This is a genomic window from Actinosynnema sp. NPDC023794, assembly GCF_040639675.1.
In the GTDB taxonomy this organism is placed as follows: Bacteria; Actinomycetota; Actinomycetes; order Mycobacteriales; family Pseudonocardiaceae; genus Actinosynnema; species Actinosynnema luteola.
Genome location: NZ_JBFAFR010000003.1, coordinates 104,215 through 119,638, shown reverse-complemented (window position 1 = coordinate 119,638; position 15,424 = coordinate 104,215). Strand labels below are relative to the sequence as shown.

Annotated in this window: 16 protein-coding genes and 1 tRNA gene; 11 read left to right on the top strand and 6 right to left on the bottom strand. The window is 64.8% G+C overall.

Features of this window, described 5'->3' with window-relative positions:
• The first annotated feature begins 29 nt into the window (after positions 1-29).
• A complete protein-coding gene (locus tag AB0H12_RS09065) occupies positions 30-773 on the top strand; it encodes an AraC family transcriptional regulator (RefSeq protein ID WP_499621956.1) in 744 nt (247 codons plus the stop codon).
• Between the two features lie 164 nt (positions 774-937).
• Here AB0H12_RS09065 and AB0H12_RS09060 read toward each other — a convergent pair whose 3' ends face one another.
• From AB0H12_RS09060 to AB0H12_RS09050, 3 genes are all read right to left on the bottom strand, one after another.
• A complete protein-coding gene (locus tag AB0H12_RS09060) occupies positions 938-1,216 on the bottom strand; it encodes a hypothetical protein (protein ID WP_499621955.1) in 279 nt (92 codons plus the stop codon).
• Positions 1,217-1,842: 626 nt separating this feature from the next.
• Positions 1,843-3,864 (bottom strand): AAA family ATPase, encoded by a 2,022-nt coding sequence (locus tag AB0H12_RS09055; protein ID WP_499621953.1) that lies wholly within the window; start codon positions 3,862-3,864, stop codon positions 1,843-1,845.
• Positions 3,865-4,345: 481 nt separating this feature from the next.
• Positions 4,346-5,251 (bottom strand): hypothetical protein, encoded by a 906-nt coding sequence (locus AB0H12_RS09050; protein ID WP_499621952.1) that lies wholly within the window; start codon positions 5,249-5,251, stop codon positions 4,346-4,348.
• A 257-nt stretch (positions 5,252-5,508) separates the two neighbouring features.
• On the opposite strand from AB0H12_RS09050, the gene AB0H12_RS09045 reads away from it, so the two are divergent.
• Positions 5,509-6,072: an HD domain-containing protein gene (locus AB0H12_RS09045; RefSeq protein WP_499621951.1), complete on the top strand. Its 564-nt coding sequence runs from the start codon at positions 5,509-5,511 to the stop codon at positions 6,070-6,072.
• Here the strand turns inward: AB0H12_RS09045 and AB0H12_RS09040 are convergent.
• Positions 6,065-6,535, bottom strand: a complete 471-nt coding sequence (locus AB0H12_RS09040; RefSeq protein WP_499621950.1) for an NUDIX hydrolase — start codon at positions 6,533-6,535, stop codon at positions 6,065-6,067. The genes AB0H12_RS09045 and AB0H12_RS09040 overlap by 8 nt on opposite strands.
• A 12-nt stretch (positions 6,536-6,547) precedes the next feature.
• On the bottom strand, positions 6,548-7,291 hold the full coding sequence (locus AB0H12_RS09035; RefSeq protein WP_499621949.1) for a DUF5919 domain-containing protein: 744 nt from the start codon (positions 7,289-7,291) through the stop codon (positions 6,548-6,550).
• A gap of 229 nt (positions 7,292-7,520) precedes the next feature.
• Between AB0H12_RS09035 and AB0H12_RS09030 the strand changes: the two genes are divergently transcribed.
• From AB0H12_RS09030 to AB0H12_RS08995, 8 genes are all read left to right on the top strand, one after another.
• Positions 7,521-7,904 carry a plasmid replication, integration and excision activator gene (locus AB0H12_RS09030; RefSeq protein WP_499621947.1) on the top strand — a complete coding sequence of 128 codons (384 nt, stop codon included), beginning with the start codon at positions 7,521-7,523 and terminating at the stop codon, positions 7,902-7,904.
• Between the two features lie 30 nt (positions 7,905-7,934).
• Positions 7,935-8,114: a hypothetical protein gene (locus AB0H12_RS09025; protein ID WP_246037686.1), complete on the top strand. Its 180-nt coding sequence runs from the start codon at positions 7,935-7,937 to the stop codon at positions 8,112-8,114.
• Positions 8,111-8,683: an AMED_5909 family protein gene (locus AB0H12_RS09020; protein ID WP_499621945.1), complete on the top strand. Its 573-nt coding sequence runs from the start codon at positions 8,111-8,113 to the stop codon at positions 8,681-8,683. Before AB0H12_RS09025 ends, AB0H12_RS09020 begins: the two co-directional genes overlap by 4 nt.
• A 343-nt stretch (positions 8,684-9,026) precedes the next feature.
• Positions 9,027-10,493 carry an FtsK/SpoIIIE domain-containing protein gene (locus AB0H12_RS09015; protein ID WP_499622517.1) on the top strand — a complete coding sequence of 489 codons (1,467 nt, stop codon included), beginning with the start codon at positions 9,027-9,029 and terminating at the stop codon, positions 10,491-10,493.
• A 26-nt stretch (positions 10,494-10,519) separates the two neighbouring features.
• Positions 10,520-12,094, top strand: coding sequence for a replication initiator (locus AB0H12_RS09010; RefSeq protein WP_499622516.1), 1,575 nt, complete (start codon positions 10,520-10,522; stop codon positions 12,092-12,094).
• A gap of 47 nt (positions 12,095-12,141) precedes the next feature.
• Positions 12,142-12,318 carry a MerR family transcriptional regulator gene (locus tag AB0H12_RS09005; RefSeq protein WP_198932912.1) on the top strand — a complete coding sequence of 59 codons (177 nt, stop codon included), beginning with the start codon at positions 12,142-12,144 and terminating at the stop codon, positions 12,316-12,318.
• Positions 12,315-13,709, top strand: coding sequence for a tyrosine-type recombinase/integrase (locus tag AB0H12_RS09000; RefSeq protein WP_499621944.1), 1,395 nt, complete (start codon positions 12,315-12,317; stop codon positions 13,707-13,709). The genes AB0H12_RS09005 and AB0H12_RS09000 overlap by 4 nt, the downstream gene beginning before the upstream one ends.
• A 229-nt stretch (positions 13,710-13,938) precedes the next feature.
• Positions 13,939-14,130 (top strand): hypothetical protein, encoded by a 192-nt coding sequence (locus tag AB0H12_RS08995; protein ID WP_499621943.1) that lies wholly within the window; start codon positions 13,939-13,941, stop codon positions 14,128-14,130.
• Between the two features lie 167 nt (positions 14,131-14,297).
• Here the strand turns inward: AB0H12_RS08995 and AB0H12_RS08990 are convergent.
• Positions 14,298-14,370 (bottom strand) — tRNA-Arg (locus AB0H12_RS08990).
• A 199-nt stretch (positions 14,371-14,569) separates the two neighbouring features.
• Here AB0H12_RS08990 and AB0H12_RS08985 point away from each other — a divergent pair.
• Positions 14,570-15,424: a hypothetical protein gene (locus tag AB0H12_RS08985; RefSeq protein ID WP_499621942.1), complete on the top strand. Its 855-nt coding sequence runs from the start codon at positions 14,570-14,572 to the stop codon at positions 15,422-15,424.

Here is a 15,424-nt window from a genome sequence, read left to right as displayed (position 1 = left end):
GTGTCGCGCTTCCGATAACCTGCCGTTCGATGACGGAAATCCGCCACAACCCGAGAGCGCCGACCCAGGCGCGGACCCTCGCCCCCGGCACGGGGATCGACGCCCACCGGCATGACGACCACCAGCTCGTCTACGCCGCTCGGGGCGTGCTGGCGATCACGACCGACCGGGGTTCGTGGGTCGCGCCGGCCAACCGCGCCGTCTGGGTGCCTGCCGGGACCGTGCACGCCCACCACGCGCACGGTGAACTCGAACTCCACCTCGTGGGCCTGCCCGCGACGGACAACCCGCTGGGGCTGGCGGAACCGAGCGTGCTGTCCGTCGCCCCGTTGCTGCGCGAGCTGATCCTCGCCTACACCGGTGCGCCGCACGACGACTCGCCGGAGCGGCAACGGTTGCGCGCCGTCCTGCTGGACCGGCTCCGGGTCGCGCCGCAGCAACCCGTCCACCTGCCCGTGCCGACCGATCCCCGGCTCACGGCGTTGTGCGCGATCCTGCGCGCCGACCCGGCCGACAACCGCACGCTGGCGGCACTCGGCGCGGTCGTCGGCGCCAGTGACCGCACGCTGACCCGTCTCTTCAAAGCCGACCTGGGCATGACGTTCCCGCAGTGGCGCACCCAGTTGCGGCTCTACCACGCCCTCGTCCTGCTGGCCGACCGCACTCCGGTGACCACCGTGGCCCACACCTGCGGCTGGTCGTCCACCAGCGCGTTCATCGACGTCTTCCGCCGCGCCTTCGGCCACACCCCGGGAACCCACCACCACCGCTGAACCCGCGCGCGCCGGTACCCTGGCTCCGGCTGCGATCCCGGTGCTGCGAAGACGGGCGATCGGACGGCGGCCAGCGGGACTTCCCGCCGTTCGCGCCCGTACCAAGCCCGCGAAGGTCCTCGGTCACCTGACCGAGGACCTTCCGCTCGATAACCCGTCGGCGCTCAACGGTCGGTCGCGAATCCCTCGACGAAGTAGCTCACCCCGGGGGCCGGCGGTCCGCACTGGAGCAAGGCTCGGACGTGAGGCCAGACGTCCGGCGAGACCGGGTAGCAGTGGGCGAACCAGAGATCGTCCGCCACGTCGAAGAACGGCCGAAGCCGGATCAGCTGCTCGCGCGTGACGGCGTACTCGCTGACCACCTCCTCCGTCCGGTCCGAGTAGCCGACCAGCGCCCATCTCGTGTTGTCGCCGTTCGCGTACCTGTGCGGGTCGTCTCTCACCCGTCCAGTCTGTCCGGCACGACAGCCGGAGCCAACCGGGTTCGCTGAGGGCGGGCTCCGCCTGGCGGCGACTGCCGGAAAAGATCAGGCCCCGAGCGCGTTGCCGCTGCTCAGGGCCTGATTCACCCGGCGAAAGGTGAGTGCCCCCGGCAGGATTCGAACCTGCGACACACGGTTTAGGAAGGCGCGTGGCCCAGCTCTGCGGTCACGTCTCCTGACCTGCGCCAAAGCGGCACCCCGTCGCCCACGTCCGCGTGCCCGTTTCGCAGTGGCTTCGCGTTTCGCGCTGCGGGCTCTCAGGCGGCCCGACCCTGCTCGATGGCAAGACGGCGAAGCCGTCGCGGCAGCCGATCGCCGTGCCCAGCCCACCCTAGCCGCGTGACCGCGCGATCGTCCCGAGCGGCGAACCTCGCAGCTCTTCGGCCTCCAGCTCACCATCACCTCGCGCGCCGCCTCCGGACCACGTGCACCGACTCCGCGCACGGCCGACGGGCGGAGCGAAGCGGGAGCCCGGCGTGCCGGGATGCGGGGAGTCGGTGCCAACGTGCGTTCCGCCTAGCCGCGCGCAGCCGCAGGCGGCGCGCGCCTTGATCCTGTAGAGCCGATTTCGGCAATGCACGCTTGTATCAGTTGACGGGCCGGAGCAATTTGGTGCCAGGTGGCTGTGAGATGAGCCGGTGTGGAAGGCTGTCAAGCATCTCCCGCAGCGAATCTTCTTCTTCGCTAGTTGCGAAGATGATCTGAGCACCCTTGGTGCCGTCAACTGCGGCTCGTCTCAGTAGAGCGGCGAAGCTGAGTCGACGCGTATCCTGCTGTCGCGGCTCATCGAAGATCAACAGTCGCGCATGGTTGGTTTCGAAATTCATGCCCACTTCGAGAAACGCCAATAGGTAGGACCAAATCATGCGAATCATGTCGCTAGCAGAGAGGTCGAAGCCTAGGTCGAACCCTTCGTGCGTTGGTCGAAAGGTATCGTGCGAGATCTCAATGCTGTCCGGATCCAAGGAGTCGAAGTGGTACAGGTGTAGTTGCTCGACTAGTGCGCTTCGGAGGTATTGCAATTTGCGAGCGTCCGAGCCGGACTGGGGGCTATCTGATATTTCTTTCAGCATTCGACGATTGTCACGCCACTGCTCGGCCCGATCGCGAAGGTTTTCCACGGCTTGTGATATCTCGTCCTCCGTTCGAGAAAGTAGGTCGCGTTTTTCGATGAGACGCGCTTGTTCCATAAGTTGTGAAACCGACGGCGTCGAGGAAGGGGATGTCAGGGCGTCTTTGAGCGAACGGATTTGTCGTCGCAAGTCTGCCGACTCGACCCGAAGTCGACTAAGTTTCCCTTGTTCGATATCGACCAGTCGTGAAAAGTCGGCTGCCATAGCGCGGAATGTTCGCAGCTCTTGCTCTATGTAGGCGACGCTCACTTCGGGCGACATCGGGTTTGTCGTGATCTCAAACCCGTCGGGCAAATTTTGCTGACAAGTCGGACAGAAGCTGTCGTCACCTGCTATAAGTAGATTGGTTGACCCGAGCTGACGGAGCAGGTTTGCATCTTTGTGTCGCTGGAGGTCCTCTTCCAGCGCTTCAACACGCAGACTAACGCTGCTAAACCGGTCTTGCGTTTCTTTGACGGCGCGCGCTTGATCATTAAGTAGCGCATTTGTCGCGATCAGCGTTGTTTGAGTGGCACTCAACTCCGCGTCGAGAGCTTCGGCGACATCGCCCACTGGCCTCACGTCGTCTGGCCGCAGCTCCTCGATCAACTGCTCCAGTCGATTGATCTCGGCGGATACAGTGGACCAGCCACTTCCTGTGGCGATCAACGTCTCGCCGACAACCTCCCTGCTGTCTGTGACCGGCCGAGATGGGATCTGTTGAACCACGATTGAAGCAGCTTGAGCCGTGCCAGCGATACGACCAGCAAGTTGACGCCACTCGCTATCCATTATCGTGGCTGCGGCTTCGAGCCGTTGTCGTCGCTGAATTTGCGCGTATTCGTCAAGCGCGAGTACATATTCCGCTGCCCGTCGATTTACATCACGGATGCCGAAGTACGTAGGAATGCGTGCCTGCAGTCCTGACCAGCCGTGTTTCTGCTCGACGAAAAAATATGGGAATAGACACTCGAGATACAGGGGTACTTCAGCGCCATCGACCTTAGTGACTCGCGGCAGAGACCACCCGAGGAAATTTTCGAGGTAGCGGTGAAATCCGAGGTCTCTCTGGGCAGCGCCAGGCCTGCGGACAAAGAAGTCTTGTGCAGTCCGTTTGTCGGCTGGCGACGACAGAGCTGCGCCATGGGTTACCTCAATCAGAGTGCGGTCTTTTACGCTGCTTTTGACAAAACGCTTCACCGTTATTGTGTCGCTGCGTGCGTTCGAGACTTCTAGTGAGACCCAAGATTCAAGTACGCCGTACTCGTGTCCGTTGATTTCGATCGAATCGGTCATCGCATGCGGAAGCGGCACGTCACGTTTAGCGCTGAGCATGCCTTCTAGTCCAAGTGCGTAGACTATCGACTGCAGCGTGGTGGACTTTCCGCTAGAGTTATCAGCTCGTATAACGTTAAGCCCGTCTGTGAATCGAATGTCAGTCCCGCACTCGGGGCCTGTGGTCTTGATTCGAATCTGCAAGTGGCGGAGGTTAAGCATGATCAGCGCCTGTCCATGAGTTCACGAATGGCCTTTTGCGAGATTTTCCTCGGCAATTTCTCGAGGAACTGTTTTTCTCGGATCATCAGGTCGCTCATCCGCCATACTCGTGAGGCTAGTTCGACGCCCTCCCCGGTTAGTGATATGGTCAAGTTGTCGTTCCTTGTAATGATTCCGGCCGCGTCGGCAATAAGTAGTGTTCTTGTAAGTGAAGGGTCATACCGGACCGCTGCATCACCAGGCAGGCGTTCACCGCGGAACCACCTTTCTAGCACTTCGCGGGACCGCGGTGACCTTAGTGCCCATATTAGGAGGTGTATTTGTTCAAGATTTGCAGTGCGCCCACGGCAGCGCTCCAGAACTAGCGCAATCGACGCCAAACGCCAGTTGATTCTGAGGTCCCCTGGTATCTGGTCGGGGCGTCGGGTGAACCTCAGCTGTGTTCCTAGGTTGGCAAAGATCCCCTCTAGGTCTTCAGGGTTCATGTCCACCCGCCGTGAGGGAAGTCAAGTGGACAACGCAATATCCAGTCAGCTATCGACTGCCATGAGAGGGTTACCCGAAGACGATTATCTAGAGCCGGAACCTCCGTTTCAAGCTCCTTTGCAATATCCTTTGCCATGCCTGTCAGCGTTTGCATCTTGCCGTCGAACGTGGGATACTCAAGAGCCAAAAGTGATTCTTTGGTGTTCTGGTAGCGCGTAGTGCTTTCCCAGTTCTCGGGGTACTTTTCGCGCATCCTATCGAGAGCGTTCGTGCCGTTGATGTACTGCGTTATGAGGCCTTCTATAGTTTTGTTCCTGGCACCTTGATCGGTTAGTAGCGCTGTGAGCTTCGTATCGGCCTTTTGTACTGCATCAGCGTTTGCAGTCATCCAAGTACGGATGTCATCTTGTGACGAGTTGTACGCATCGATAAGCGTGCGTGGTCTTCGAAGTAGTTCGTCGATATACTCGGCGTAAGCTTTGTCCGTGGCCACTACGATTCGGAAGTTGTCATGCAGGTGCGGTAGAGCCTTTGCCCGATACTCCTCGGCCTTCGTGGATGCATGCTGTACCAGCTCTTGTGAATCGAAGGTTGGCACTAGAAACATGTACCGCTCAATTTTAACTCGACCGAGAAGTTTCTTGAACTCATCCTTCTTGACTTCAAGCTTCTTCAAGTCCCGAGTAAGCTTATCCCGCTGCTTCTCGAAACGCTCCTTCACGGAAATCGGTTCTTCTGCTGCGTAACATTGGAAAGCGCAGCCGTCGTGAGTGAAGGCTTCGATGCCTAGGTCGCCTCGATGCTTCGCCGGCACAGTCTGGACTTGATCAGCGCCGTAGCGGCGCTGGATGAGAAGAAGACACCACTCTTCCCACTCGTTGCCATCCCAGTACTTGTCCATAGTTACCATGGCTTTTCGTCAAGTTGGTAGCCCAGAGTAGCGTCAGGACTCCTGCCAGTTCGTATGCAGAGGCGCGACCGAAGCGGCGATGTCATGACGATCACTGTACGAGTTCGGTGGCCAAGTTCAAGTGGCCCGGATCGAAGACATGCTTGTCAATACCCTAAATGGATGACGTCGGGATTGTTGTAAAGGTGCGTTCTTGGGTTCGTATACGCCAGCGTCAGCGGCTCAGCACCGATCTTTAGACTGGCGTCATGCCGGACCTCACCGTACGCGTAGCGTACAGATGTAGTCGTAAGTGGCTGGCCGACGCCCTTCCGCAGAGATGGCTCCACGTGCGCGCGGTGGCGAGACGCGCAAGTGGAGCGGCCTTTCTGCCCGGAGGGGAGCGCCAGCTCCTTATCTGTGCTGCCCTGCTGCACGATATCGGCTACTCGCCTCTTCTGGCGGATCACGGTTTCCATCCACTTGATGGAGCGCTGTACCTTCGGCACATAGGTGCATCTGAACGGCTCTGTGCTCTGGTGGCCCGTCACTCATGTGCTTATTCAGAGGCGGAACTAAGGGGACTGACGTTGGAGTTGGCGCAATGGCCCGATGAGCAGACTTCGACTAGAGATGCGCTATGGTGGGCGGACATGACGACAGGACCGGATGGCGAGTCGGTCAGTGTTCATCAACGGATCGCCGAAATACAGGCGCGGTACGGACCGAATGACCTTGTAACGGTCTTCATCCGCCAGGCGGAGCCTGAGTTAGTGGCGGCGGTGGAGCGTACGGAGGCTCGGTTGCGAGCCGCTGGGGTTGAGGTCAGGTGAAGTAGGGCTCGGGGCGGTTGCTGAGGCCGTGTTCGATGCGTAGGCGGATTGATGGGTGGATGTCGAGGTCGGGTAGGCGGTCGGGTTCTACCCAGTGGACTTCCTTGGATTCGCTGCTTGTGCGCAGCTCGCCTCCGATGGGTTGAGCACGGAAGCAGATGGAGAACTCTTGGCGGACTTCGCCGTTGTCGTAGGCGATGACGTGGTTCGGGTTGGAGTAGAGGCCGACCAGGCCGGTGACTTCGACGTGGATGCCGGTTTCCTCTTCGACCTCGCGGACGACGGCTTGGGTGAGGGTCTCGCCGACGTCTTGGCCGCCGCCGGGGATGGCGTACTTGTCGTTGTCGGTGCGCCGGATCATCAGGAGGCGGCCGGTCGAGTCCTGAACGATGGCGCTGACGGCTACACGGATGCTGTTGGGCTTCGGGGCGTTGGGGTCGTTGAGGTAGTCGGTCCGGGTCATGGTTCGACCTTGTCAGAAGGTGGCGCCCTTCGCGCTGGCCCAGACGCTCTCCAGGCTTTCGGAGTAGGTCTCGAAGAGGTCGCCTGCGGAGAGTCGGCGTAGGTGGAGGGCTGGGGCGTGGGCTCCGGGGAAGCCGTAGACGTGGGTGTTGACGATCATCTCGTCGTCGAAGCGGAAGACGGAGTTGTAGAGGGTCGTCTTGTGGAGGCGGACTTCGATGCCGGGGACGTCGACCAGTGGGCGGACGAACGCTAGGGCGTTGCGGATGCGGGCGGCGACCGTACCTTTGCCTAGCTGCTCTTCCTCGCTGCGGCGGGCGGCTTCGCGGCCTGCTGGGTCACCGAAGAGGAGGCGAATCTTGGCGCCCTGTTCGGCCTTGAGGCGCAGCTCCTTGGCGAAGGTTGGGCGTTCGACCAGGAAGAGGGCGGCCAGGGACAGGACCTCGATGTGCTTGGTGGCGTCGTTGAGGAGTCGATCCCAGAGGTCCGCGGGGATGTTGTTGCGGTGGGGGTAGACCTTGACCACTTCGGACTCGGCGATCTCGGCCTTGCGGTCTGCGGCTACGGCGTCTGGCCAGAGGTAGTTCTCGGTCTCGCGGACCATCGAGGCGATGGTGTGGCGGTGGCGGGGGTAGGGGACTCGGCCTTTGGTGATCCAGCGTTCGACGGTCTTGGGGTCGACGCCGGTGGCTCGGGCTACGTGGTCGAGGTCCAGGCCGTTGCGGAGTAGGGCTTCTCGTAGGCGTTCGTTGGCCATGTGTACCCCCGTGGTGACGACTTGGGACGTCTTCAAGCTAGCAGGGACGTCCTGAGAAGTCCCGCTATGCGGTGCTTGCGTCCCGCTGAACAGCCGAAAGTGGTTGGTGTCAAGGTGCTGGACCAAGGGTCCAGCCGACGCTGATGACAGGAGATCGGCTGTGGCGATCAGTGGTGGGAGCAGGCTCCCGACGACGCACGACTTCGTCTTCCCCCGTGGCGCGCTGGTGATGGGTGTCGAGCCGGTGCTCCGGTTCCAGTCGGCCGATGAGCGGGCGAAGGGGTTGCCGGTTCAGCAGGAGACGGACAAGGAGACCGGGCTGTTGGTGTGGTCGGTCCTGGTGATCGACCAGGCGGCGGAGCGCAAGACGGACGCCGTGGTGACGGTGAAGATCGCGGCCCCGCACCAGCCGGTTCCGCCGGAGGCGATTCCGGGGACGGATGTGCGGCCGGTGGTGTTCGAAGGGCTGACGGTGACGCCCTGGATTGACGACAAGGCGTGCCGGGGGAGCCATGGCGGTGAGCGGCACAGGTGCCGGGCGAAGCTCGGGTACAGCCTGCGGGCCTCGGGCATGAAGCCGGTCGTCGTCAAGTCCGCTGCCAAGGCGGCGTGACCGATGAGCAACGACATGGTTCGGCTTCACGTGACCGATGACCTGCCCATCCGGGCTTACCCGCAGACGTTCGCGGACCGGGTGGAGATTCGTTTCGGCAAGGCGTTCCCGGTCGTCCTGGTGGTCGAGAAGGACTCGATCAACCGGCTGCGCTCGGCGTTGCAGGACGGAGGCGTTGCCCTGGGCGTCGAGGGGGACGAGTGGGAGTGACGTCGCTGGAGGAGTTGTGGTCGGCCGTGCAGTCGGCGGCGACGCTTCGGCAGGCCCATGACGCTCTGCTTGAGGTGGTGCCCTCACGGGAGGCCACGCGGGTGGAGTGGCGGGACTTCCACCAGCGGGCGGCCGAGGTGTATCGGCGGGTCGCGGAGACCGATCGGGGGAGGCAGAGGGAGGCTCTGTTCCTCGCGGAGCAGCAGCGGGAGAAGGCGGAGAAGATCGCCCAGGCCCTCGCTGCTGACGCGGGCGCTCGCAGGCGGCGGCGGAGGATCGAGCCGGATGGGTCAGAGGGCACGGCGGCGCAGGCGGCTCGTGTGCCCCACCGGATCGGTGATGCGAGGTACGCGGTGAGGCTTCGTGATGACGCGTTCACCAAGGCCGTGCGGTTGGCGGGGTTCCACTCGGACTACGCGTTGGCCAAGGCGATGGGGCTCAACCGGTCGACGGTGAAGCGTGCGCGTGACGGTGAGCTGCGGCCCGGTGCGCGGTTCATCAGCGGGGCGTTGAAGGCGCTCGCGCCGTTCGAGTTCGAGGACCTGTTCGAGGTCGAGACGAGCGAGTGACCGTGCGGGCGGTCTCGTACGGCAAGTGATCTGAATTGCTGGTTGGTGGGGTCGCGGGGAAACAGGTTCGAGTCTTGGCGGGCTGAAGCTGTTTCCCGGCGACACACCGACCGGAACTTTCGCGTGCTTTCGTTACCACACAAGGGATTCCGGTCATGTCGAGGCTAACGGTACGTGGGGTGCGCGCGTCAAGTCGACGCGGTGCTCCGACAGTGTGGAAGTTGTCCAACGGCCGCCCCTGTGGGGCGTGCAAGCGGTTCGGTGTCTACGCCCCGAACCAGCTTGTTTGTTGTGGCTGCCTGGGATGGTTGCCGCTGATTTTCGCCCCCGTGGGGCGTGCGCGATGAACGGCGGAAAGTGGGTCGACCCGGCTCCGTTCGAGGGTGTCCGACCTCGGGTGCCGTGGTGGGTGCTCGTCCCCGGCAAGGCCAAGTGGATCGCGGCACTGGTGGCGCTGGTGTGGATGCTGGTCGTCGGGGTCGTGCGCCTGGTGCTCGTTGTCGTGCGGTATCCGGTGGTCGCGGTGGTGCCGGTGTCAGCGGCCTGGTGCTGGTGGCGGTTCGGGCTCTCGCCGTTGGTGCTGGCGTTGTTGTCGCTGGTCGCGGCTCTGAGCATCTGGGCAGGTCTGGATCGTCGGTCGTTCCTGCGCCATGGCTGGTACCGGCTGGTGACCGAGTGGCGGCGGGCGACGGTGTACGTGCCGAAGTGGCGCTCGGTGATGCGGCTGGCTGACCTGGCCAAGCGGGACCGTGGACGCGAGTACCGGCCGAAGCTGCGTCGGGTCCGGTCGGAGGGCTGGCGGGATCGGGTCCGGGTGCGGATGGTGCCTGCCCAGTCGCCTGAGGCGTGGGAGCTGCGGCGCGATGGGTTGGCGCACTCCTTCGGGGCTCGGTCGTGTCGGGTGCGAGTGTTGCGGCCTCGGGTGATCGAGCTGGACTTCGTCCACCGTGACCCGCTGCTGCGCCCCCTGACCGTCCCGGCGCTGACGGATGCCGAGGTGGATCTCAAGCGGGTGGTCGTCGGCCGGACCGAGACCGGCAAGCCGTGGCGGCTGCGGCTGCTCGGGTCTCAGGTGCTCGTGGTCGGCGTGCCTGGTGCGGGCAAGGGCTCGGTGTTGTGGTCGCTGGTGTGGCAGCTCGCCCCGGCCGTCCGGGCGGGCCTGGTGCGGCTGGTGGGGATCGACCCGAAGGGCGGGATGGAACTTGGGCAGTGTCCGGACGCCTTCGATCGGGTTGTGTACGACAACGGGCCGGAAGCCGTTGCGCTGCTTGAGGAAATCGCCGCTGAGGTCAAGGAGCGGGCGACGCGGTACAGGGGTGTGCGGCGGCTGTGGGCGCGGTCGACGGGGGAGCCGTTCACGGTCCTGGTGGTGGACGAGTTGGCGGACCTGATCGCCTACCAGCCGGACAAGCAACTGCGTGAACGTGCGGTGCGGGCTATCCAGACGATCACCTCACAGGGGCGTGCGCCTGGGTACGCGGTCGTGGGCTTGGTCCAGGACCCACGCAAGGAGGTCGTGTCCTTCCGGCACCTGTTCAGCACCCGTGTGGCGCTGCGCCTGGACGAGCCACAGCAGGTGGACATGGTGCTTGGCGACAGTGTCCGGCAGCGCGGTGCGGCGGCGCACGAGATCAGCGAGAACACGCCCGGTGTCGCCTGGGTGAAGCAGGACGGGCAGCGGGAGCCGGAACGGGCTCGGGCCTTCCACGTCACCGATGCCGACTTGGTCGAGCTGGGCCTGTTCCTAGCCGATGCGAAGGTGCACGACTTCCCGACTCGGCCGGATGGCTCGGGGGAGGTTGCGGCGTGAGCGAGTACCTGACTCGTGCGGACCGGATGAAGCAGCCGGCGGCGCTCGACGTGGCTCGGGCCGTGGCTGAAGAGCACGGCGTATGCGTCCGGCCGCTGGCCAAGGAGCGGATCGACCTGGACACCGGGCGGGTCGAGATCGTGCCCGTGGCGTGCGGCTCAACCGTGGCGAGCGTGTGCCCCACCTGCGCGGAGAAGAACCGGCGGCTACGCATGGCGCAGTGCCGTGAGGGATGGCACCTGACCGAGGAACCCGACTTCACCCCGGACCCGCCCAGTGACGATCAGCGGGCGCTGACCGCCTATCGGGCCGACTTGGTGAAGGTGTACCGGCAGGCGGTTGAAGAGGGCGACGAGATCGGCGCCGAGGAGGTGCGAGAAGAGGTCGCGGGGGTCGACGCCGAACTTCGACAGCTCGGAATCCGCGGTTCACTCCCCGCCCTGGAGGCGCGTCCACGGATCACCCGGAGGCGGTCGACCAGGCGTCGGCAGGATGCGCCGAACCTGCCTCGGCGGCCGGTCGCCAGGCGCACGGTCGGACGGGTGTTCGGCGGCAAGTACCAGCCCTCGACCTTCCTCACGCTGACGCTCGACAGCTACGGCAAGGTGCGCTCGGATGGCACGCCGGTCGACCCGGACACCTACGACTACCGGCGGGCGGCTCGGGACGCGGTGCACTTCGCGGCCCTGCTGGACCGGTTCGTACAGAACCTGCGGCGGTGCGTCGGCTGGGACGTCCAGTATTTCTCGACCGTCGAACCTCAGCGGCGACTGGCGCCACACTGGCACGCCGCTATCAGGGGTTCGATCTCGCGGGCGGAGCTGCGAGCGGTCGTGGAGGCCACCTACCACCAGGTCTGGTGGCCCAATCACGACGAGATCAAGTACAGCGGCGACAACCGGCCGGTGTGGGACTCGCGGGCGAAGGGGTTCGTTGACCCGACCACGCGTGAACCGCTGCCGACCTGGGATGAAGCACTGGACCATGTGGAGCGTCCGGCGCATGTCGCCCGATTCGGTGTTCAGGTGCACTCCAAGGGCATCCTCGGCGGCACTGAGGAGGCCGGTCGGCACATCGGCTACCTGACGAAGTACCTGACCAAGAGCATCGGTGAGTGCTTCGACGCCCAGACCAGCCGCCAGGAGGACCACGCCGAACGGCTGTGCGCGGAGCTGGCCGTGACGCCCTGCTCGCCGCAGTGCCCGGTGTGGCTGCTCTACGGCGTCCAACCCAAGGGCGCTCGCCTGTCAATGGAACCGGGCAAGTGCAAGGGCAGGGCGCACAAGCGCTCAACGCTAGGCGTCGCCGGTCGGCGGGTGCTCGTGTCGCGGAAGTGGTCCGGGAAGTCGCTCGCCGACCACAAGCACGACCGCAAGGAATTCGTTCGGCAACTGCTCGCCGACGTGGGGATCACCGGGGACGACCAGCCAAAACGGGTCGTCTGGAACAACGTGCAGCCCGGTGACCCGAACGTGCCCCCAAGACCACACCTGCTGCTACGGGCGGTCGCGGAGCGGCGTCGATGGAAGGCCGAGTACACGGCGGCGCTGCTCGCCTCGGCCAGTCCGCCAGACCGTTCGGCAACGTCTCAAGCTGCGTAAACGGGGGTTCGGGGATGAGTGGCAAGGTGCGTGAGCTGGCTAAGTTGATGTCTGTTCCGGAGATGCTGGAGGCCCTGGGTGGGGAGGTCTCGCGGGACACGTTCTACAAGTGGCGGCAGACGGGGAAGGGGCCTCGGTGCTTCTCGCTGCCCAACGGTGAGCTGCGGTGCAAGCGGGTGGACTTCCTCGCTTGGCTCGATGACCTGTACCGGGCGGCGGCATGACCACCACGTTCAAGGTCCGGTTCTGGGAGATCGCGGACTGGTCGAAGAAGAAGGGCAAGGACGGGAAGCGGAAGGCTCGGCCCTACGGCGTGCGGTGGGTGACCGACACCAAATCGCACTCGGAGTGGTTCGGGACCAAGGCCCTGGCCAACAGTCGGCGGTCGGAGCTGATGCAGGCTGCTCGGCGGGGTGAGGAGTTCGACGTCGAGACGGGCCTTCCGGGCTCGGAGCTTAAGCGGCGAAACTCGCTGTCCTTCGTGGAGTTCGCGCAGTCCTACATGGACATGAAGTGGCCGGACGCTGCCGCAACCACGCGGGGCAGCACGGTGGAGGCGCTGGCTACGGCTGGGGCGGCGTTCGTCCGGAATGGAGCTGGGCGGCCGGAGGTGAACGAGCTGCGGGGGGTGCTCACGCGCAACCTGCTGCCTCCGGCTACCCGAGACGACGAGTTGTCACGTGAAGAGCGGGAGGTCGTTGACTGGCTGGTCCGGAACTCGCGTCCGCTGTTCGAGCTGACGGACGCTGTGGCGGTTCGTGAGGTGCTGGACGCGTTGGCGGTGAAGCTCGACGGCAAGGCGGCGGCTGCGACGGTCTACCAGCGGAAACGGGCGGTGTTGTTCAACCTGCTGTCCTACGCGGTGGAGCTGGGCCTGATCCCGGACAACCCGCTGACCAGGGTGAAGCGCAAGGTCGCGAAGGTGGTCGAGCAGGTCGACCCGCGTGTCGTCGCCAACCCCGGCCAGGTGGAGCGGCTGTTGACCGCAGTGACGTACGTCGGGCGGCGCAACCAGGACCGGGGCGCGCACCTGGCGGCGTTCTTCGCGACCGGCTACTACGCGGCTGCTCGGCCCGCTGAGGGCCTCGGCCTCCGTGAGGACGACTGCACCCTGCCGGAGGAGGGCTGGGGCCTGCTCATGCTCGGTGAGTCGCGTCCGGCGGCTGGGAAGCGGTGGACGGACTCCGGGGAGGTCCACGACCGGCGAGGCCTGAAGCACCGTGGGGTGAAGGACGTGCGGCCGGTGCCGATTCCGCCGGTGCTCGTCCGCATCCTGCGGTCTCACCTCGACCGGTTCGGGACCGGGCCGGACGGGCGGCTGTTCCGCTCACCCGGTGGAGGGGTCGTGTCCTCATCCACCTACTACCGAGTGTGGGAGGAGGCTCGCCAGTACGCCCTGACGCCTGCTCAGGCGGCCTCTCCGCTGGCAGGGCGACCGTACGACCTTCGGCACGCCGCAGTCTCGCTGATGCTCAACGGCGGTGTTCCGGCTACCGAGGTGGCGGAACGGGCGGGGCACTCGGTGGACGTGCTGCTCAAGGTGTACGCGAAGTGCATCGACGGGCAGCGGGAGAAGGTCAACAAGCTGGTTGAAGCACTTTTCGGCGACGACTAAGGGCTGTCACATACGCACTGCTCGGCTGCGGGCACAGACAGAAGTAGGATGTCGCGCGGGTGTGTGATCAAGATCACTTTTGCCGCTTTTTGGTCACCATGGATGGCGTCTTAATGTGCTGACCTGCGTAAACTGCGCCTCGCGCGCGTGCGCGCGACCGGTATTCGCCAGAGCGACAACGTCCACATGAGACAGTCGTACGTCGTTGACCAGCGCTAGCGTCGTCGATATGTCCAACCATGCCGACATGGCACCCGAATCCTCGTCCGCCGACCTGCTGTCGCACGATGAGGTCGCCGAGTTAGTGCCCGCGCTCCTGAGCGACATCCACGCGGTGACGCGCCAGGTGGTGCGGCTGCGTCAGCGCGTGGACGCGATCGAGGCAGCGAGCGTCACGGCCGCCTCGTCCCCGGCTCAGTGAAGTCGGCACTGCGGGGAACCCGACCCAGGGGGTCGAGGCCGTTTCGCGATGGTTTCGCGGAGGGCGGCAGACGGGGGCAGAGTCCGGCTGACGGCGACTGACGGTAAAGATCAGGCCCCGAGCGCGTTGCCGCTGCTCAGGGCCTGATTCACCCGGCGAAAGGTGAGTGCCCCCGGCAGGATTCGAACCTGCGACACACGGTTTAGGAAACCGATGCTCTATCCCCTGAGCTACGAGGGCGCGGTGGTGAGCGTACCCGGTCGGGGATCCGGCTTCCGGTGGTGGGGTTGTCACTCGGTGGGCCTAGGAACGTGCACCTTGGGTTAGGGGGTGGGCCTCGCCGGGTCGGCTGTACGGGGGATGTGGGCGACCGCACCTGTTCCGCATCGGTCCGGTGAGGTACAGAGGGGCCATATCCCCCTCCGACGAAAGCCATCCCATGAGCAGCCGACCCTGGCCTGACTTCCGTCCCGGCCCCCTGGGCTCCGTCGGCGCGTGGTGGCGGCGCCTCCGTGCCCGCCCCAACGCCGAGCAGTACACCTTCGTCCCGGCCTCGACCTCCCACCAACACCCGTTCGAGTCGCCGCTGCCCAGCGCCGTCTACGGGCTCGACTTCCACGCCAAGATGACGATCCACTGGCGCGTGGACCTGACGACGGGCGCACGGCACAACGCGCCGCGCAGCGCCGCCGTCAACGACGTCATCCACCGGGCCAAGGCCCTCACCGAACGGGCGATGCTCGTCCACCACGCCCCGCTCCAGCACCAGCTCGGCGCGGAACTGGCGGCTGAACGCCAGGTCGAGGGCACGCACGTGTGGGCCCGCGCGGACGGGGTCGAGCTGACCGTGGACGAGCACGACCTGGCGATGGCGCGCAAGCACATCGAGCTGCTCCAGACCACCACGATGCGCCAGGCCGAACGGGACGCCGAACGCGCCGAGATCAAGTACCTGCGCGACGAGGTGCTGACCGACCTGTCCACCGCGACCATCTGGTGGCTCGTCCGCAACGGCTACGAGGTCGAGCAGGCGGTGGCGCTGAGCCGGCACCTGGCCGAACTCGTCGGCATCGCCTCGCAGCGCCGCGACCAGCACTGGGCCGACACGCTCGTCACGTCCTTCGAGAGCGCCCTGCCCCGCCTGGACGACGGGCACCGCGTCGACGTCCGCCTCCACCTGGCCAAAGCGCTCGGCATCTACGGCGGCTCGACGGTCGCCGCGGAGTTCGCCGAGCAGGTCGGCCTGCCCGCCCAGCTGCAGCAGAACCAGAACGGCGCCAAGCCCCTGACGTGA